Below are 17,616 nucleotides of genomic sequence, written 5' to 3'. Positions count from 1 at the left end.
GGAGACGACGAGATGACCTCCTACCTCATCAGACGCCTGCTGCAGTCGATACCGCTGCTCGCCGGCATCAGCATCGTGGTGTTCCTCCTGCTCCAGATGACCCCCGGAGGTCCGCTCGTCGCCGGCGAGGGCGCCACGCAGGCGAGCCCGGAGCAGATGGCGCAGCTGCGGGAGCAGTACGGTCTCGACAAGCCGCTCCCGACGCAGTACGCGAACTGGATCGGCGGTCTGGTGACCGGCGACTGGGGAGTGTCGTACAACAGCGGTGAGCCCGTCATCGGCATGATCGCCGAGCGGGTCCCGTTGACGCTGCTGCTGACCGGGATGGCGCTGCTCGTGGCGCTGCTCATCGCGCTGCCCGTCGGCATCGTCTCGGCGTACCGCCGCAACTCGGTCTTCGACTACACCTCCACCGGGATGGCGTTCGCCGGCCTCTCCACACCGAGCTTCTGGTTCGGTCTGATGCTGCTCTACGTCTTCTCGTACCAACTGCACTGGCTGCCGTCGTCGGGCATCAGTGACCTCCGTTCGGATCATCAGGGCCTCGCCGCGGCCGTCGACCTGGGCGCGCATCTGATCATGCCCGTGACCGTCCTGTCCCTGATCACGGTCGCGCAGCTCACCAGGTACGTGCGGTCGGCGATGATCGAGGTGCTCGACCAGGACTACGTCCGCACCGCGAGGGGCAGCGGGCTGCCCGAGCGGATCGTCGTGCTCCACCATGCGTTCAAGAACGCCGCGACGCCCGTGGTGACCATCGCCGTGCTGTCCGTCCCCGAGCTCTTCCTCGGCGCGGTGATCACGGAGTCGATCTTCAGCCTGCCGGGCATGGGCCGGATCTTCGTGGAGTCGGCGAACCTGCGCGACTACCCGGTCCTGCTGGGGATCCTGATGGTCGCGGCGGTGCTCGTGGTGCTCGCGAACCTGCTCGCCGACCTCGTGTACGGCTGGCTCAACCCACGGATCAGCTACGAGTAGGCGGGATCGACCATGACGATGACCACGCCCGCCGACGGCACCGCGACTCCTGTCGAGAGAGCACCGGCACCAGGACGAGCGCTGCGGGTCGACGCCTGGGACAGGTTCCGCCACCACCGCCTCGCCGTCGTCGCCGCGACCGTGCTCGGTGTGGTCGTCCTCGCCGTGCTCATCGGGCCGCTGCTCGTCGCCGCGGACGCCGACGGCATCGAGCTGGCGGCACGCAACCAGGCACCGTCGCTCGCCCACCCGATGGGCACCGACCAGCTCGGCCGCGACCAGCTGGCCCGGGTCCTCGAGGGCGGCAGGCTGACCGTCGCGGTCGCCGCGTCGGCTGTGGTGGCGGCGCTGCTGATCGGTGTGCTCGTCGGCGCCGTCGCCGGTTACGCCGGCGGTGTGGTCGACAACGTCGCGATGCGCGTCGCCGACGTCTTCTACTCGGTGCCGTCGCTGTTCGTCGTGATCCTGCTCGTCGCACTGGTCGGGCCGAGCTTCGGCGTCATCGTCACCGCGATCGCGCTGTTCAGCTGGATGAACACCGCGCGAATCGTGCGCGCGAGCTACCTGTCGTTGAAGGAGCAGGAGTTCGTCGAGGCGGCGCGAAGTACGGGTGTCGGACCGGTCAGGATCGCGGTACGCCACATCCTGCCCGGGGCACTCGGACCGGTGATCGCCTCCGCGACGCTCGGTATCGCGAGCGCGATCATGGTGGAGTCGGCGCTGTCGTTCCTCGGGCTGGGGTTCCAGCCGCCGCAGGCGACGTGGGGAGCGCTGCTGTTCGAGGCGCAGCGTCCCGTCATCGCGCTCGGGCACTGGTGGCGCGGCCTCTTCCCCGGCCTGATGATCTTCCTCGTCGTGCTCTGCGTGAACTACATCGGCGACGGTCTGCGGGACGCCTTCGACCCGCGGCGAAGGCGGAGGTGAAGGGCCATGGCACCGCTGCTGGAGATCGACGACCTGACCATCGCATTCGACACCGACGACGGCGACGTCACGGTGGTCGACGGGTTCTCGCTCGACGTCGGCGAGGGGGACACCGTCGGCATCGTCGGGGAGAGCGGCTCGGGCAAGTCGGTCACCGCCCTCACCGTCATGCGGCTGCTCGCGATGCCGCCGGCGCGCATCGTCCGCGGCGCGATCAGGTACCGGGGACGCGACCTGCTGACGGCGTCACCCGCCGAGCTGCGCGCGGTGCGCGGCTCGGAGATCGCGATGATCTACCAGGACCCCATGACCGCGCTGAACCCCGCGCTGACGGTGCGCAGCCAGCTGACCCAGGTGATGCGGCACAACCTCGGCATCGGGCGGTCGGAGGCGCGGCGTCGAGCGGTCGAGTGGCTCGGTCGGGTGGGCATCCCCGACGCCGAGCAGCGCGTGCGCGACTACCCGCACCAGTTCTCCGGCGGCCAGCGGCAACGCCTCGTCATCGCGCTCGCCCTGTGCTGCGACCCCTCGCTGCTGATCGCCGACGAGCCGACGACGGCGCTCGACGTCACGGTCCAGGCGCAGATCCTCGAGCTGGTCAGGGACCTCCGTACCCAGTTCGGCACCGCGGTCGTCTGGATCACCCACGACCTCGGTGTCGTCGCGGGGCTTGTCGACCGGGTGGCCGTGATGTACGCCGGACGCATCGTCGAGCGGGCGCCCGTCGGGCCGCTGTTCGACCGTCCGCGGCATCCGTACACGGCAGGGTTGCTCTGCTCCGTGCCGCCGCGGACCGGCGAGCGTCGCCGGCTCAGGCCGATCGCGGGCACGCCACCCGACCTCGCGCGGCTCGGCGGCGGGTGCCCGTTCCAGCCGCGATGCGACTCCGCGGTCGACGAGTGCGTCGACACCGTTCCCGCGCTGACCCAGGTGTCCGGCGCCACCGCCGGGCACGACGCCGGATGCCTGCGGCAGGACGAGCTGACCCTCGCCGTGCCCGCGCCGCCGGCCGCCACGTCCCTCGGCACAGAGGAGGAGACGGCATGAGCACCGGGACATCCACGCCCGACGACGTGCTCGTCCGGGCGCGTGACGTCCACACCCACTTCCCGGTGCGTGCCGGCGTCCTGCGCCGCCGCGTCGGCGAGATCCGCGCCGTCGACGGCGTCAGCCTCGACATCCGCCGCGGCGAGACGCTGGCGCTGGTGGGCGAGAGCGGCTCGGGTAAGTCCACCTTCGGGCGCACGCTGGTGCGGCTCGTCCGGCCGACCGCGGGCAGTGTCGTCTTCGACGGCGCTGACATCAGCACGACGCCGTCGGCACGGCTGCGTGCCGTCCGGCCGAAGATGCAGATGGTCTTCCAGGACCCGTACTCCTCACTCAACCCGCGGCTCACGGTGGGATCAGTGATCGCCGAAGCCCTGGCCGTCAACCGGATCCGGCCTCGCGCCGACCGGGCAGCGCGGGTCGGGGAGCTGTTCGAGATGGTCGGCCTCGACGCCAGGCACGTCGACAGGTACCCGCACGAGCTGTCCGGCGGTCAGCGGCAGCGGGTGGGCATCGCGCGTGCCCTCGCCACCGAGCCGCTGTTCGTCGTGGCCGACGAGGCGATCGCGGCGCTCGACGTCTCGATCCAGGCGCAGATCGTCAACCTCCTGCAGGATCTGCGCGACGAGCTCGACCTCACGTACCTGACCATCACCCATGACCTCGGCATGGCACGGCATATCGGCGACCGGATAGCGGTGATCTACCTCGGCCGGGTGGTCGAGATCGGTGGGGCGGAGGCGCTCTCGAACCGGCCGCGGCACCCGTACACGCGCGCGCTGCTCTCGGCCGTCCCCGTCCCGCACCCTGAGGCCGAGCGTCTGCGGAGGCGGCTCGTGCTCCAGGGCGAGGTCCCCAGTCCGAGGAACCCGCCGAGCGGGTGCCGGTTCCGCACCCGGTGCCCGCTGGCCACGGAGGTCTGCGCGACGGACGTGCCACCGCTGCGCCCCGCGCCCGACACCGACGGCGGCAGCCTCGTCGCCTGTCACCACGCCGACGAGGTCGCGTCGCACGCCGTCTGAACGAATAGCGCTGGCCACGCTTGCGCACGTCGAGGCGCTCGCTCAACTCGGCGACGACTGGGCGGCGATGTGGCGCGACGTCAAGGAGGAGTGGCGGCGGATCGACGAGGAGGAGGCCGCACGCGTCGAGCGGAAGCGCGTGAAGAGCGACGAGCGATGACGAGGTCGCGGCGCGTCACAGTCGGCCGACGTCGGTCACCCGCATGTCGGCGGTGCCGAGCTCGTTCGACGCCGCGAGGTCGATCTCGGCGCTGATGCCCCAGTCGTGGTCGCCGGCGGGGTCGTCGAAGATCTGCCGGACGACCCAGCGTCCGGGCTGCTCGTCGACGATCAGCAGGGCCGGCCCGCGCGCGTCGGGACCGATGCCGAGGTCGGCGTGCTCCTCGAAGTACGGCTCGAGGGCGTCGGCCCACGTGTCGGCGTTCCAGCCGGCCGCGGCGTCGAGCTCGCCGAGCTGGTCGTACCTACGCAGGGCCGCGAGCTCGACCCGCCGGAACAGCGCGTTGCGCACGAGCACCCGGAACGCGCGGACGTTGTCGGTGAGCAGCGCCGGACCCTTCGCCGCCGGGCGCCGCTCGTCCTCGTCCGGGTTCTGCAGACGTTCCCACTCGTCGACCAGGCTGGAGTCGACCTGGCGGACGAGCTCGCCGAGCCACTCGATGAGGTCGGTGAGCTCCTCCGTGCGCGCCTCGGCGGGGACGGTCTGGCGCAGCGCCTTGTACGCCTCGGCGAGGTAGCGCAGCACCAGGCCCTCGGACCTGGTCAGCCCGTAGAAGCTCACGTACTCGACGAACGTCATCGCGCGCTCGTACATGTCGCGCACGACCGACTTCGGTGACAGCAGGTGGTCGGCGACCCAGGGGTGGCCCTGCCGGTACATCTCGTACGCCGCGTCGAGCAGCTCGGCGAGCGGACGCGGGTGGGTGACCTCGTCGAGCAGGGCCATGCGCTCGTCGTACTCGATGCCCTCGGCCTTCATCGCCGCGACGGCCTCGCCGCGTGCCTTGTTCAGCTGGGCGCGGATCACCTGTCTGGGGTCGTCGAGGGTCGCCTCCACGACCGACACCACGTCGAGGGCGTAGGTCGGCGACTCGGGGTCGAGCAGCTCGACGGCGGCGAGCGCGAACGGGGACAGCGGCTGGTTGAGCGCGAAATCGAGCTGCAGGTCGACGGTGAGGCGCAGCGAGCGGCCCTCGGCGTCCGGCTCGGGCAACCGCTCCACGACACCGGCGGCGAGCAGGGCGCGGTACACGGCGATCGCCCGCCTGATGTGGCGCAGCTGAGCGGGGCGTTCCTCGTGGTTGTCGGTGAGCAGCTTGCGCATCGCCGTGAACGCGTCGCCGGGACGGCTGATCACGCCGAGCAGCATCGAGTGGCTCACGGTGAAGCGCGACGTGAGCGCCTCGGGCGCGGACTCGACGAGACGTTCGAACGTCGGCTCGCCCCAGCCGATCGTGCCGTCCGGCGGCCTCTTGCGGACCACCTTGCGCCGCTTCTTCGGGTCGTCGCCGGCCTTCGCCAGGGCCTTCGCGTTGTCGATCACGTGGTCGGGCGCCTGCACGACGACGGAGCCGACTGTGTCGAACCCGGCCCGCCCCGCACGACCGGCGATCTGGTGGAACTCGCGCGCCTGGAGCAGCCGTGTCTTCGTTCCGTCGTACTTGGACAGGCCGGTGAACAACACGGTCCTGATCGGCACGTTGATGCCGACCCCGAGCGTGTCCGTGCCGCAGATCACCTTGAGCAACCCGGCCTGGGTGAGCGTCTCGACCAGGCGGCGGTACTTCGGCAGCATGCCGGCGTGGTGCACGCCGATGCCGTGCCTGACGAGCCGCGACAGGGTCTTGCCGAAGCCGGTGGCGAAGCGGAAGCCCCCGATCTTCTCCGCGATGGCGTCCTTCTCTGCCCTGGTGCAGACGTTGACGCTCATCAGCGCCTGTGCGCGTTCGAGGGCGGCGGCCTGGGTGAAGTGGACGATGTAGACCGGGGCCTGGTGGGTGGTGAGCAGCTCCTCCATCGTCTCGTGCAGCGGCGTCGTGACGTAGCTGAACGTCAGCGGCACCGGGCGCTCCGCCGACGTCACCACCGCGGTCGGGCGCCCGGTGCGATGCGTCAGGTCGTCCCGGAACCTGCTGACGTCGCCGAGGGTCGCCGACATCAGCACGAACTGCGCCTGCGGCAGCTCGAGCAGTGGCACCTGCCACGCCCAGCCGCGGTCGGGGTCGGTGTAGTAGTGGAACTCGTCCATCACCACCTGGCCGACGTCGGCGCGGTCGCCGCCGCGCAGCGCCATGTTGGCCAGGATCTCGGCCGTGCAGCAGACGACCGGGGCCCCGGGGTTGACGCTCGCGTCGCCGGTGAGCATGCCGACCTCGGACGCGCCGAAGACGTCGCAGAGGGCGAAGAACCGCTCCGACACCAGGGCCTTGATCGGCGCGGTGTAGTACGTGCGACGTCCCGACGCCATCGCGGCGAGGTGTGCGCCGGTGGCGACGAGGCTCTTCCCCGAGCCCGTCGGCGTGCTGAGGATGACGTTCGCACCCGACAGGATCTCGATAAGCGCCTCCTCCTGGTGGGGATAGAGGCTGAGCCCTTGCTTCTCCGCCCACCGGGTGAAGGCGTCGAACAGGGCGTCCGGGTCGTCGGTGCTGGGCCGGGGGAGCGGGTCGATGGTCGTCATGTCCCTCCCATCATGCCCTGGCAGCCATGGACGTGCCTCGCTCTGGTGACGATGCGGTGACTTGGGCGTCGTAGCTTTGACACGTTGCTGACAACGGTTATCGTTAGCGTTGCAGAGGTCGCCGTGCTGCAGTCGCCGTCTGTCATGGATCTGCTGCGCCGTGACCGGTCTCGTCTCGATGGCGTCGTGCGTTCGCAAGGAGAAGATCGACGTGGCAAGTGGTGGTGCAGCCCTCGACGCGTTGAGTCGCCGTGGGTTCTTGACGGCGGCGACGGGTGCCGGCCTCGGCGTGTTCCTTGCTGCGTGTGGCAGCAACGAGGGACCCGATCGGGCCGACAGGCCGCGTCGCGGTGGGCGGTTGCGTGCGGCGTTCAATGGAAGCGGGGCCATAGAGACACTCGACCCACAGGTGAGCAACTTCTACGTGGAACTGGCCCGAGCGAAGGCGATGTTCGACAAGCTGGCCGAGTACGGAGCGGATATGGTTCCGCAGCCCCAGTTGGCCGAGCGTTGGGAATCGAACGCCCAACAGAAGACCTGGCGGATCACCTTGGCGCGAGGCGGTCTTCCACGACGGTCGACCCGTGCGTGCAGCCGATGTACTCGACAGCTACGCGCGCATACTCTCACCACGAAGCAAGGCGCGTGCCAAGACGAGTCTGTCGATGATCGATCTCGGGGCCAGCAGGGCGGTCGACGACCGAACCGTCGAGTTCGTGCTGACTCGTCCGTACGCGGAGTTTCCCAATGCCATGGCGACGCTCGGGGCATACATTCTGCCCGGCGGCACCGTCGACCTGGATCGGCCGGTCGGGAGCGGTCCGTTCACGTTCGTGTCCTTCGCTCCGGGACGCAATCTCCTGCTGGCTCGCAATCCGGACTACTGGGATGGAGCGCCGTATCTCGACGAGCTCGAGATCCTGGTCAGCAACGACGAGTCGGCGCGGATCAACGCACTCCTCGGTAAACAGATCGAGTACGCGCACGAGCTGACACTCACTACCGCGCGCACGCACGAGAAGGGCGGGCGCGTAAGGATCTACCGGCTCCCGGCCAGCAACATGCACGCTCTCGCGATGAAGGTCGATCGTCCGCCGTTCGACAAGCCGGAGGTCCGGGAGGCGTTCTTCCTCATCGCCGACCGCCAGGAGCTGGTGCGATCCGTCCTGCAGGGCTCGGGTGAGGTCGCCAATGACCTCTTCGGCAAGGGCTACAAGTACTACGCTGACTCGATTCCTCAGCGGACGCAGGACATCGATCGAGCGAAGTATCTGCTCAAGAAGGTCGGTGCGGAGAACCTGAGGGTCACGCTCGACACGTCTGACGTCGCCACCGGCCTGCGGGAGGCCGCCCTCGGCTACGCCGACCAGGCCCTCGAGGCCGGTGTGCGGGTCAAGGTGGCGCAAGGCAACAAGGACACGTACTGGAACGACATTCGCGATCATGGTGTCATCGCCGGTTACCGTTCCGGGGTCATGCCGATCGAGTCTCATATCGCGCAGCGGTTGTTGACCGGATCGACGACGAACTTCACCAGGTGGCGGCGGCCCGAGTTCGATGCGCTCTACCGGAGAGCACAGTCGACACCGGACGAAGCGCGGCGTACCGAGCTCTACCTGCAGATGCAGCGGCAGCTCCACGCGCAGGGCGGTCTGTTGATCTGGGGTGTCTCTGACTGGATCGTGGCCTCGGCGCCCAACGTGGGTGGGGTGGATTCGAAGGCGCCGGCGAACACGCTGAACTGGGCGCGGTTCGACAAGGTGTGGCTGGGAGCGTGAGTCTGGCCGGCTACCTCCTGCGCCGCGCGGTGCTGGGCATCTGGCAGGTGCTCGCGGTGATGGTCGCCATCTACTTCCTGACCGAGGCGCTGCCCGGCGACGCGGCCGTGACGCTCGCCGGGGACACCCCGGATCCGGCGCTGATCGCGCAGTTTCGTCATGAGCTCGGGTTGAACCGGCCAGTTCTCGTCAGACTGGGCGATTGGTTCTCCGACGCGGTGCGCCTCGACCTCGGTACGTCGTTGGTGGGTCCCCGGCAGGTCAGCGACATCGTCGGTGGTGCGCTCGGTCCGACGGTGACGCTGGCGGCGTCGACGCTGTTGCTGGTGGTCCCTGCTGCCCTGCTGCTCGGGGTGGTTGCTGCGAACCGGGAAGGTGGAGCGGTCGATCGGGTGATCAGCTCGGTCACGCTCGGCCTGTACTCGGTTCCGGAGTTCGCCCTCGGCATCGTCGTGGTGGCGGTCTTCGCGGTGCAGCTGGGTCTGTTCCCGCCGACTGCCGTGGGTACCGGCAACCTGCTCGAGAGTCCCGCGGTGCTGGTACTTCCGGTGCTGGTGCTGCTGATCCGCCCGGTCTGCTCGCTGAGCAGGCTGGTGAGCGCCGGCATGGTGGACGCGCTGCGGTCGGGATACGTGCAGCATGCCCGCAGGCTCGGCATCGGCGGTGTGCGCCTTCAGCTCGCGCATGCCCTGCCCAACGCCGCGGCGCCTGCCGCGCAGCAGCTGGCCCGCACCACCGACTGGCTGATCGGCGGAGTGATCGTCGTCGAGGCGATCTTCGTCATACCCGGACTCGGAACCACGCTGGTGGAAGCGGTGGCCAATCGGGATCTCCCGGTGATCCAAGGGCTGGCGCTCCTGTTCGGGGTGACGACGGTGGTGGTCAATCTCGGCGCCGACATCGCCGCCCGGCTGCTGGTGCCGGCCGCGGAGTCGTCGCGATGAGAGGTTCATGGCGTCTCATCCCTGGCGTGGTGCTGCTCGGAGTGCCGTTGCTGGCAGCGGTCTTCGGCCCTCTGCTCGTCACGCGCGGCGGGTCCAAGGACACCGCGTCCACGACGGGGAACGGGCACCTGCTCGGCACCGACTACGCCGGAGCTGACGTGCTGAACGAGGTGCTGCTCGGCGGTCGTACCGTCGTGCTGGTGGCGGCCGCGGCAACCGTGTGCCTGTACCTTGCCGCAGTGCCGATCGGTGTGCTGGCAGGGATGACTCGCCGCCGCATGCTCGACGAGCTCCTCATGCGACCCCTGGACATCGCGCTGGCGATCCCGTCCATGCTCATGCTGCTGTTGCTCGCCTCGATGGCGCCGGGAACCATGTGGCTGCTCATCGCCGTCGTCGCGCTGATCAACCTCCCCGACGTGATCCGGATCTGCCGCGCTTCGGCGCTGTCGATCTCGGCACGGCCCGCAGTGGAGGCGATGCGCCTGCAGGGCGAGGGATGGTGGCGGATCGCGATCGGCTTTGTCACCAGGTCGATGATCCGCACGGTGCTCACCGATGCCGGCACGAGGTTCACGGGCGCCATCTACCTCGTCGCCTCGGCGAGCTTCCTTGGCGTCGGGGTGTCACCGCAGACCAGTGACTGGGCAGCGATGGTGGATCGGAACCGCGTCGGGCTGTTCGTACAACCGTGGGCTGTGCTCGTCCCTGCAGGTCTGATCATCGCACTGGTGGTCGGGATCAACCTGTTGTTCGACCAGACGCTGACCCGCCGCGACCGGCACGGGGAGCCGGCGCGATGACGCGGCAGCTGGTTCTCGTCGACGAGTTCTCCGCCCTTCACGGCAATGAGCCCATCGTGGATCGAGTGTCGTTCCGGATGGACGCCGGTAGCGTCACCGCCCTGGTCGGGGAGTCCGGCAGCGGCAAGACGACCACGGGGCTGGCCTTGCTCGGTGAGGTGGCCCCCGGCATTCGCGTGTCCGGGCGTGTGCTGGTCGATGGCCACCCGGTGGACGCGGAGCATCCACCGCCACCGGGACTGGTCGGCTACGTGCCACAGCATCCTTCGACGGCGCTGAACCCGGCACGCAAGGTCGGCGGAGTTCTCGCCGAGATCGCACGCCTGCATATCGGCAGTACGCCGGTGCGCAGGCGGCGCACCGGCGTGCGCCGCATGATGATCGACGCCATGCGGCGTGCGGAGATCGCAGATCCCGCGCAGTTGCTCGACCGATACCCGCATCAGCTCTCCGGTGGTCAGCAGCAACGTGTCGTACTCGCGCAGGCGTTGATCGGCAAGGCCAAGCTGATCGTCGCCGACGAGCCGACGACCGGTCAGGACGCGTTGACGCGTCAGCGGGTCGCGGGCGAGTTACGTGCGATGCGTGAACGAGGGATCGCCGTCCTGCTGCTCACCCACGACCTGGACCTGGTCGAGCTGCTCGCCGACCAGGTGCTCGTGATGCGCGGTGGTGAGCTCCTCGAACGGGGCAAGGCCAGCCAGGTGCTGCACACCCCCGCGCACGACTACACGCGGGCGTTGACCACCGCGCACCAGGCGGCCGCGACGGCACGGGAGCTCACCGCCACCCGTGGTGATCTTCTCGTGGTGGAGGGTCTGACCGCCGGGCACCGGCGCGCCCGCGCCAGCAGGCACACGCTGCACGACGTATCGATTCGGATCTCTGCGGGTGAGCGGGTGGCGCTGGTGGGAAGGTCAGGCAGCGGGAAGACGACGCTTGCCCGGTGTATCGCCGGCTTGCACACGCCGTTCGAGGGCAGGATGCTGCTCGACGGCAGCCCACTCGCACCCGGCCTCCGACACAGGTCCAGAGCGGACCTCGCCGCAGTCCAGTACGTCTTCCAGGACTCGCATGCCTCGTTCAGTGAGTTCACCGCGGTCATCGACCAGGTCGCGCGGACCGCCGTCCGCCTCTTCGGCACGCCGGTGGCGACGGCACGGCGCGATGCGCGCACCATGCTGGAACGGTTCGGACTCTCTCCCGCGATGATCGACCGGCGTCCGACCGCACTCTCCGGCGGCGAACTGCAACGCGCCGCCCTCGCCAGAGCGCTGCTGGCCGAGCCGCGTGTCCTGATCTGCGACGAGATCACGTCCGGCCTGGACGTGATCACCCAGGCTGCGCTGCTACGACAACTGCGTGATCACCACCGAGATCTGAATCGCGCGCTCGTCCTCGTCACCCACGATCTTGCGGTGGTGACCGAGATCGCCGATCGGATGCTCGTGATGGACGACGGTCGGATCATCGAGGACGGTCCCGCCGATCAGGTACTCGCGCGTCCGGCTCACGAGCTCACCCGAGCACTCGTCGAGTCATCGTCCGTTCGACGCAGGGCCGCCATTCGACGATGACCAACCGTGCGCCGGCCGGTCGCAGGTCAGAAAGACGCGCGAGCGACCACGATGTGTCTGCCGCGTACGGTCGATGAGTGTGAATCCGAGGTTCTGGTACAGGGTGATGGCCGGGGTGTTGTCCGCCAGGGTGCGCACGAGGTAGGTGTCGACATCGGGCGGTGCGCTCGAGAGTCCGGCCAACAGCAGGCGCGTGGCGACGCCGCGTCGTCGGATCGACGGATCGGCGCCGAGTTCGGCGATGTACAAGGTGCGCTCCAGGTCCACGCCGGTGAGTGTGGCGAGCTTCTCCCCGTCGGGGCGACGGCGAAGGGGCATCAGGACGCAGTAGGCGACGGGCCGGTCCGTCGAGGCGGTGTAGGCAACCGTGCTGTTGCTCAGCAGGGCCGTGAACCACGTAGACGCATGGGGGACCTCGTCGGCGCGGTAGCTGTAGGGCGGTTGCTCCTGGATCAGCTGGACGAGGGCGACGAGTGCCGGATCGGCAGACCGTCGTTCCTGGTCGCGGAGGGCGTGGATGCGTAGGGTCGCGTCGGCTCGTCCTCGTGTGCCGTTGGTCCCGTTCGTCACCTGTCGCTCCTCTCCTGGCGTGTCCCCACGCCGATCACGGATGTGGCGTCGAGGGTGTGGAGTCGGCGTTCGTCGATCCGCCGCAGCAGTCCCTGCCGGACCCGCTCGACGCCGGCGTCGTCGAACCTGTCGAGCATGCCGCGGAATCCGGTGCCGGTCACGATCATCCACGCGACCTCGGGATCGGTGAGGGGGCACTCGAAGGGCACGGTCCATGTCTGCACCGAGACCAGGCCAAGCGAAGCCAGCCAGTCGTGGAGCTTGCCTTCGTTGTCGATGCGTTCGGCGGGTTGCACGCTGGACGGCGCGGGAAGCGGCTTGCCCTGTTCCTCCTCCACGGCGGCGATGAGGCAGGTGGCGAACTCTCTGATGGCGGGATACCTCCAGGCGGACACGGCGAACCGTCCGCCACCGGTCAGCATGCCGATGAGTCGCCGACAGGACGCGTCCATGTCCGGGAGGAAGAAGACACCGTAGGCGCACTGGACGAGGTCGTACCGCTGCTCTGTCCGCCACGCCGTGACGTCGGCCCGGGCGAATCGGAGCTGTGGCAGATCCGTGGCCCTGGTGCGACCGAGCTCGAGCAGTCCTGCTGCGCCGTCGACGGCGTCGACGTGTCCACTCTCCCCGACGGCTCGAGCTGCGGGGATGGCCGATGCGCCGTCGCCGCAGCAGGCGTCGAGCACGCGTTCCCCGGGTCTGGGCCCGGCTCGTTCGACGAGTGCGCTGCCGAGCGGTTGCCACAGCAGAGGGGACAGCGCACCGAACTCTCGGTGCCCTGTGTCGAACGGTTCGGTCACCTCGGCGAAGGTCATCCTCGTCCCTTTCTCGGCAGGTCGTCAGTCCAGGTCGCGCAGGTACTCGGCGAAGCCCTCCAGGCCGTCGACATTGCGGGGGCCGCTGATGCCCTCGTTGTAGTCGAGCACGTAGAAGCGGTCGTTGACGACGGCCGGCAGGTGGCGGGTCTTCGGTGACTTCTTCAGAAAGGCGATCTTCTCCGCCGCCGGCTGGTCGCCGTAGTCGAGGACGATGATGACCTCGGGACTCGCCTGGACGACGGCCTCCCAGCCGACCTGGGTCCAGCGGGCGTCGACGTCGGCGAAGATGTTACGGCCGCCGGCGAACCTGATGATGTCGTCGGGCGGTACCTGCGCGCCGGCGGTGAACGGCTGGTCCGTGCCCGAGTCGTAGAGGAACACGGGCACGGGGTCTCCCTTCGGAGCCCGGGACCGTACCGTCTTGACGCGTGCTCGGAGATCGGTGACGACCTCTGCCGCCCGGTCCTCGACGCCGAAGATCCTGCCGAGGCGTTCGAGGTCGGTGTACAGGCCCTCGAACGGCGTGACCCGCTCGGGGTGCCCGGGGTAGTTGAAGCACGACTCCGCGTGCATGAAGCTCTGGATCCCCAGCTTGTCGAGGACCTCAGGCGTGATGCCGCGCTGGTCGCTGAAGCCGGAGTTCCAGCCGGCGACCACGAGGTCGGCTTTCGCCTGCACCACGAGTTCCTTGTTGAGGAGATCGTCACTGAGCATCTCGACCTTCGCGTACTCGCTCGCCCACGGCGACTCGCGTACCGGCGGGTTGGCGGGCGGCATGACGTAGCCGTGGACGTGCTCGGTGAGGCCGAGGGCGAACAGCTTGTCCGCGCTGCCGCCCTCGTACGCGACCGCGCGTCGTGGCGGCGTGTACTCGACGCGCTCGCCGCAGCGGTGCACGGCCGTCGTCCGCGAGCCCGCGGAGTCCTCGACCGTGGCGCCGCACCCGGTGAGCAGCGAGGCCGCGGCCGTCGCGGTCACGAGTGTCGCGGTGAGTCGGTGGGACGGGCGCTGGGTCATGGGGGACTGCCTTTCATCGGCGTGGCGGACGAGCTGAGGGAATAGAGGAGCTGCGGATCGCCGGTCAGGGGATGCGACACCACGGTGGTCTCGACGCCGAAGACCTCTCTGACCAGCGCGGGCGTGAGCACCTCTCGCGGCGTACCCGTCGCGACGAGGCGGCCGTGGGAGAGGACGCCGACCCGGTCGCAGGTCGCGGCGGCGAGGTTGAGGTCGTGCAGGACGACCAGGACGGTGAGGCCGGATCGTCGCAGCAGCGCGAGCACCTCGACCTGGTGGCGGATGTCGAGGTGGTTGGTCGGCTCGTCGAGCACGAGCACCTTCGGCTCGGTGACGAGTGCGCGTGCGATGAGTACCCGCTGGCGTTCCCCGCCGGACAGGGTGAGGATGCCGCGGTGAGCGAGGTGCGCGATGTCGAGAGTGGCCATCGCTTGCCGGCACAGGTGCCGCTCCCGCTCGCTCAGGGCCTGGTTGCCGAACAGGTGTGGTGTGCGGCCGAGGGCGACGATCTCCTCGACGGTGAAGTCGAGGTCGGTGCCCGCCTCCTGGGTCAGGGCGGCGACGACCTTGGCGCTGCGCCGTAACGACAGGGTCGTGAGGTCGCCGCCGGCGAGCCAGACCGTGCCGTGTGTCGGTCGGAGGGCGCGATAGACACACCGCAGGGCGGTGGACTTGCCCGACCCGTTGGGACCGATGAGGCCCGCGACCGTGCCCTCCCCGACGTCGAGGGAGAGGTCGCGTACGAGCTCGTTGCCGTCGATCGAGACAGAGACGTCGTCGAAGCGCAGGTCCACGGTCAGCGCCTCGCGAGATGCTGTCGGCGGCGCATCAGCGTGATGAACACGGGCACGCCGACGAGCGCGGTGATGACGCCGAGCGGGAGCTCGCGCGGGGCGACGAGGGTGCGTGACACGAGGTCGACCCAGACCATGAAGATCGCCCCCACCAGCGGGGCGACGACGAGTACCCGGGCGTGGCCGGCGCCGACGAGCAGGCGTACGAGGTGCGGCATCACCAGGCCGACGAAGCCGATCGCCCCGCTGACGGCGACCATGGCGCCGGTCGCGATCGAGGTGAGGACGAAGAGCAGCCTGCGCAGCCGCGCCGCGTCGATGCCGAGGCTCCCGGCGGTCTCGTCGCCGAGAGCCATGACGTCGAGGGACCTGCCGAACGCCCGCAGTATGACGATGCCGGCGCCGGTGGTGATCGCGACGACGGGAAGGGAGCCCCAGGCTGCCGCGCCGAAGCTGCCCATCGACCAGAAGAGCACGGTGCTCGTCGCCTCGCTCGTGGGCGCGAAGTAGACGATGACACTCATGACGGCCTGGAAGCCGAACGACATCACCACGCCCGTGAGCACCATGCGCAGTGGGGTGACGCCTGATCGTCCCGACGACGCCAGGTACACCAGGGCCGAGGCGGCGAGCGCACCGAGGAACGCGCCCACGGACACGGCGTGGATCCCGAACCCGGCGAACGCCCCGAGCACGCTCACCGTGACCGCTCCCACCGATGCGCCCGACGAGACGCCGAGGACGAAGGGGTCGGCGAGTGCGTTGCGGACCATGGCCTGCACCGCCACGCCGATCGCACTGAGTCCCGCTCCGACGACCATGGCGAGCAACACCCGGGGCGTGCGGACCTGCCAGACGATCTGGTATGTCGTGACCTCGTCGGGCCCGATCGAGCCGCCGCTGACGGCGGCCCAGAGATAGTGCGCTGTCTGCGGGGGAGAGATCACCGCGGGACCGAGTCCGATCGCCAGGAGCACTGATCCGGCGAGCACCACGGACAGGACGATCGCCGCGGTGGCCGTCACGACCCGCGGTGGACTCATCGAGGTGGCCTCCCTGTTATTAACGACAATCGTTATCAATTACGTTAGCAGTGGAAGCGGCCGCGACGCTATGCGCACCGGCGAACGGTGACGAAGGGGAGACGACCGGGTTCTCGACGATTGAGGGGGAGGACGTCGGTTGCGCGGCGCGGTGCCGTACGCCAGCCTGCGTCCATGGATCCCGTGCTGCTCACCGAACGGCTCGCGCTGCGCCCGTTCACGCCGTCCGACGTCGACAACCTGCTGCTCCTCGACGGCGACGCCGACGTCATGCGGTACATCGACGGCGGGGCGAAGACGCGCGCGGAGATCGAGGAGACGGTGCTGCCACGGTTCCTCGCGTACCAGGCGACGTACGACCACCTCGGGTTCCTGGTCGGGGAGACGAGGAGCGAGGGCGAGTTCGTCGGGTGGTTCGGCGTGCATCCGGTGACGCCCACGGACGACGCCATGGAGTTCTGGCCGGACTCCGTCGACGACGTCTCCGTGGTCTCTCTCGGCTACCGCCTGCGGCGCGGCGCGTGGGGGCACGGGTACGCCACCGAGGGCGCGCGGGCAGTGGTGCGGTGGGCGTTCGGCGATCCGGCGGTGCGGTCCGTCGTCGCCACGACGATGTCCGTCAACACCGGCTCGCGGCGGGTGATGGAGAAGGTCGGCCTGTCGTACGTGCGCACCGTGCACGTCGAGTGGCCCGACCCGCTCCCCGGCACCGAGCACGGCGAGGTCGAGTACCGCCTCGACCGCGCCGCCAGGGGCTAACCGGCGGCGCCGGCGAAGCCGTAACGCAGCGAGGCGATGCCCGAGCGGTACGGCTTCGCCTCGACGAGCGTCAGGTCGTGACGGCCGACATCGGCGCCGAGCAGGCTCATGCCCCCGCCGAGGGTGATCGGGACCACCCGGAGCTGGAGCTCGTCGACGAGACCGGCGGCGAGCAGCGCCCTGGCGAGCGTGATGCTGCCCCACACCATGAGGGTGCCGCCGGGCTCCTCGCGGAGACGGCGCACGTGGTCGACGGCGTCGCCCTCGAGCACCTGGGCCGGCTCCCAGGCGCCCCACGGCGCCTTGTCGAGCGTGGCGGAGAAGACGATCTTCGGGATGGAGTTGACCGCGCTCGCGACCACCTCGCCGTCGGCGGACGGCCAGTACTCGACGAACATCTCGTACGTCGTCCGGCCCAGCAGGATGGTGTCGACCTCGCGGAGGATCGCGATGTTGTCGGCGTCGACCTCTGCGTAGTCCGATGCCCCCTCGAAGAAGTCCAGCCCACCGTCGTCGCCGGCCACGAACCCGTCGACGGTGACGAGCTCCTGGACGATCACCCTGCGCGTAGCCATCCGTCCGTCCCTCCGGTGTCGCCGGTCACCCGATGCTGTCACCGCGTCCTATCGAACCGCTATCGACGCACGCGGACGTCCTCCCCTCGGCGGGTGTGCCGAGGGGAGGACGTCTGCACCGGGGATCGTCGGGTTCACCGGGTGGTGGTGAACCGGGCGCCGAGTGTCTTGGCGGCGATGACGAGGCCGGCGCCGATCAGGACGATGTCTTTGATGACGTACTGGCCGGTGAGGGTGGGGTAGCCGGGGAACATGTCGCCGAAGAACAGCACGAGTGGGGACATGAT

Annotated in this window: 16 protein-coding genes and 1 pseudogene; 9 read left to right on the top strand and 8 right to left on the bottom strand. The window is 69.3% G+C overall.

Translation table 11 applies throughout. From position 1 onward, the window contains the following. The first annotated feature begins 12 nt into the window (after positions 1-12). From GEV10_21615 to GEV10_21600, 4 genes are read left to right on the top strand one after another with little or no spacing between them, the layout of a single operon-like run. Positions 13-978, top strand: a complete 966-nt coding sequence (locus GEV10_21615) for an ABC transporter permease subunit (GenBank protein ID MQA81047.1) — start codon at positions 13-15, stop codon at positions 976-978. Positions 979-996: 18 nt separating this feature from the next. Beyond that, positions 997-1,902 carry an ABC transporter permease subunit gene (locus GEV10_21610; protein MQA81046.1) on the top strand — a complete coding sequence of 302 codons (906 nt, stop codon included), beginning with the start codon at positions 997-999 and terminating at the stop codon, positions 1,900-1,902. A gap of 6 nt (positions 1,903-1,908) precedes the next feature. Continuing rightward, positions 1,909-2,949, top strand: a complete 1,041-nt coding sequence (locus GEV10_21605; protein ID MQA81045.1) for an ATP-binding cassette domain-containing protein — start codon at positions 1,909-1,911, stop codon at positions 2,947-2,949. Beyond that, positions 2,946-3,971, top strand: a complete 1,026-nt coding sequence (locus GEV10_21600; protein ID MQA81044.1) for an ATP-binding cassette domain-containing protein — start codon at positions 2,946-2,948, stop codon at positions 3,969-3,971. Before GEV10_21605 ends, GEV10_21600 begins: the two co-directional genes overlap by 4 nt. Before the next feature lie 175 nt (positions 3,972-4,146). Here the strand turns inward: GEV10_21600 and GEV10_21595 are convergent, their stop codons facing one another. Next, positions 4,147-6,651 (bottom strand): DUF3516 domain-containing protein, encoded by a 2,505-nt coding sequence (locus GEV10_21595; protein MQA81043.1) that lies wholly within the window; start codon positions 6,649-6,651, stop codon positions 4,147-4,149. Between the two features lie 178 nt (positions 6,652-6,829). On the opposite strand from GEV10_21595, the pseudogene GEV10_21590 reads away from it, so the two are divergent. From GEV10_21590 to GEV10_21575, 4 genes and pseudogenes are all read left to right on the top strand, one after another. Further along, a pseudogene (locus tag GEV10_21590) lies at positions 6,830-8,429 on the top strand (peptide ABC transporter substrate-binding protein). A gap of 59 nt (positions 8,430-8,488) precedes the next feature. Further along, positions 8,489-9,373 carry an ABC transporter permease subunit gene (locus tag GEV10_21585; protein ID MQA81042.1) on the top strand — a complete coding sequence of 295 codons (885 nt, stop codon included), beginning with the start codon at positions 8,489-8,491 and terminating at the stop codon, positions 9,371-9,373. Then, entirely contained in the window at positions 9,370-10,176 is an 807-nt protein-coding gene (locus GEV10_21580; GenBank protein ID MQA81041.1) for an ABC transporter permease subunit, read from the top strand. The genes GEV10_21585 and GEV10_21580 overlap by 4 nt, the downstream gene beginning before the upstream one ends. Continuing rightward, positions 10,173-11,753 carry an ATP-binding cassette domain-containing protein gene (locus GEV10_21575; protein ID MQA81040.1) on the top strand — a complete coding sequence of 527 codons (1,581 nt, stop codon included), beginning with the start codon at positions 10,173-10,175 and terminating at the stop codon, positions 11,751-11,753. The genes GEV10_21580 and GEV10_21575 overlap by 4 nt, the downstream gene beginning before the upstream one ends. On the opposite strand, the gene GEV10_21570 is transcribed toward GEV10_21575, so the two are convergent. The 5 genes from GEV10_21570 to GEV10_21550 are packed head-to-tail and all read right to left on the bottom strand — an operon-like array spanning position 11,715 to position 15,995. Then, on the bottom strand, positions 11,715-12,539 hold the full coding sequence (locus GEV10_21570) for a GNAT family N-acetyltransferase (protein ID MQA81039.1): 825 nt from the start codon (positions 12,537-12,539) through the stop codon (positions 11,715-11,717). The genes GEV10_21575 and GEV10_21570 overlap by 39 nt on opposite strands. Continuing rightward, positions 12,320-13,138, bottom strand: coding sequence for a methyltransferase domain-containing protein (locus GEV10_21565; protein ID MQA81038.1), 819 nt, complete (start codon positions 13,136-13,138; stop codon positions 12,320-12,322). Before GEV10_21565 ends, GEV10_21570 begins: the two co-directional genes overlap by 220 nt. A gap of 24 nt (positions 13,139-13,162) precedes the next feature. Next, positions 13,163-14,158, bottom strand: a complete 996-nt coding sequence (locus GEV10_21560) for an ABC transporter substrate-binding protein (protein ID MQA81037.1) — start codon at positions 14,156-14,158, stop codon at positions 13,163-13,165. Beyond that, positions 14,155-14,952: an ATP-binding cassette domain-containing protein gene (locus GEV10_21555; GenBank protein ID MQA81036.1), complete on the bottom strand. Its 798-nt coding sequence runs from the start codon at positions 14,950-14,952 to the stop codon at positions 14,155-14,157. Before GEV10_21555 ends, GEV10_21560 begins: the two co-directional genes overlap by 4 nt. A gap of 2 nt (positions 14,953-14,954) precedes the next feature. Beyond that, positions 14,955-15,995: an iron chelate uptake ABC transporter family permease subunit gene (locus GEV10_21550; protein ID MQA81035.1), complete on the bottom strand. Its 1,041-nt coding sequence runs from the start codon at positions 15,993-15,995 to the stop codon at positions 14,955-14,957. Positions 15,996-16,169: 174 nt separating this feature from the next. On the opposite strand from GEV10_21550, the gene GEV10_21545 reads away from it, so the two are divergent. Beyond that, entirely contained in the window at positions 16,170-16,754 is a 585-nt protein-coding gene (locus GEV10_21545) for a GNAT family N-acetyltransferase (protein MQA81034.1), read from the top strand. Here GEV10_21545 and GEV10_21540 read toward each other — a convergent pair. Next, entirely contained in the window at positions 16,751-17,329 is a 579-nt protein-coding gene (locus GEV10_21540) for a reductase (protein ID MQA81033.1), read from the bottom strand. The two genes, GEV10_21545 and GEV10_21540, sit on opposite strands and share 4 nt — an antisense overlap. A gap of 134 nt (positions 17,330-17,463) precedes the next feature. Further along, a partial coding sequence (locus tag GEV10_21535; GenBank protein ID MQA81032.1) for a DoxX family protein occupies positions 17,464-17,616 on the bottom strand: 153 nt, incomplete at its 5' end.

It is taken from the genome of Streptosporangiales bacterium, from assembly GCA_009379955.1.
Classification (GTDB): domain Bacteria; phylum Actinomycetota; class Actinomycetes; order Streptosporangiales; family WHST01; genus WHST01.
This window is presented reverse-complemented; position numbering and strand designations above follow the sequence as displayed.

Excerpts from the sequence above, each read along its gene's own strand:
- GEV10_21570 (MQA81039.1), bottom strand. The coding sequence starts at position 12,539 with ATGGACCGTGCCCTTCGAGTGCCCCCTCACCGATCCCGAGGTCGCGTG.
- GEV10_21545 (MQA81034.1), top strand. The coding sequence starts at position 16,170 with ATGGATCCCGTGCTGCTCACCGAACGGCTCGCGCTGCGCCCGTTCACG.
- GEV10_21600 (MQA81044.1), top strand. The coding sequence starts at position 2,946 with ATGAGCACCGGGACATCCACGCCCGACGACGTGCTCGTCCGGGCGCGT.
- GEV10_21615 (MQA81047.1), top strand. The coding sequence starts at position 13 with ATGACCTCCTACCTCATCAGACGCCTGCTGCAGTCGATACCGCTGCTC.
- GEV10_21595 (MQA81043.1), bottom strand. The coding sequence starts at position 6,651 with ATGACGACCATCGACCCGCTCCCCCGGCCCAGCACCGACGACCCGGAC.
- GEV10_21550 (MQA81035.1), bottom strand. The coding sequence starts at position 15,995 with ATGAGTCCACCGCGGGTCGTGACGGCCACCGCGGCGATCGTCCTGTCC.
- GEV10_21580 (MQA81041.1), top strand. The coding sequence starts at position 9,370 with ATGAGAGGTTCATGGCGTCTCATCCCTGGCGTGGTGCTGCTCGGAGTG.
- GEV10_21540 (MQA81033.1), bottom strand. The coding sequence starts at position 17,329 with ATGGCTACGCGCAGGGTGATCGTCCAGGAGCTCGTCACCGTCGACGGG.
- GEV10_21575 (MQA81040.1), top strand. The coding sequence starts at position 10,173 with ATGACGCGGCAGCTGGTTCTCGTCGACGAGTTCTCCGCCCTTCACGGC.
- GEV10_21560 (MQA81037.1), bottom strand. The coding sequence starts at position 14,158 with ATGACCCAGCGCCCGTCCCACCGACTCACCGCGACACTCGTGACCGCG.
- GEV10_21585 (MQA81042.1), top strand. The coding sequence starts at position 8,489 with ATGGTCGCCATCTACTTCCTGACCGAGGCGCTGCCCGGCGACGCGGCC.
- GEV10_21610 (MQA81046.1), top strand. The coding sequence starts at position 997 with ATGACCACGCCCGCCGACGGCACCGCGACTCCTGTCGAGAGAGCACCG.
- GEV10_21605 (MQA81045.1), top strand. The coding sequence starts at position 1,909 with ATGGCACCGCTGCTGGAGATCGACGACCTGACCATCGCATTCGACACC.
- GEV10_21565 (MQA81038.1), bottom strand. The coding sequence starts at position 13,138 with ATGACCTTCGCCGAGGTGACCGAACCGTTCGACACAGGGCACCGAGAG.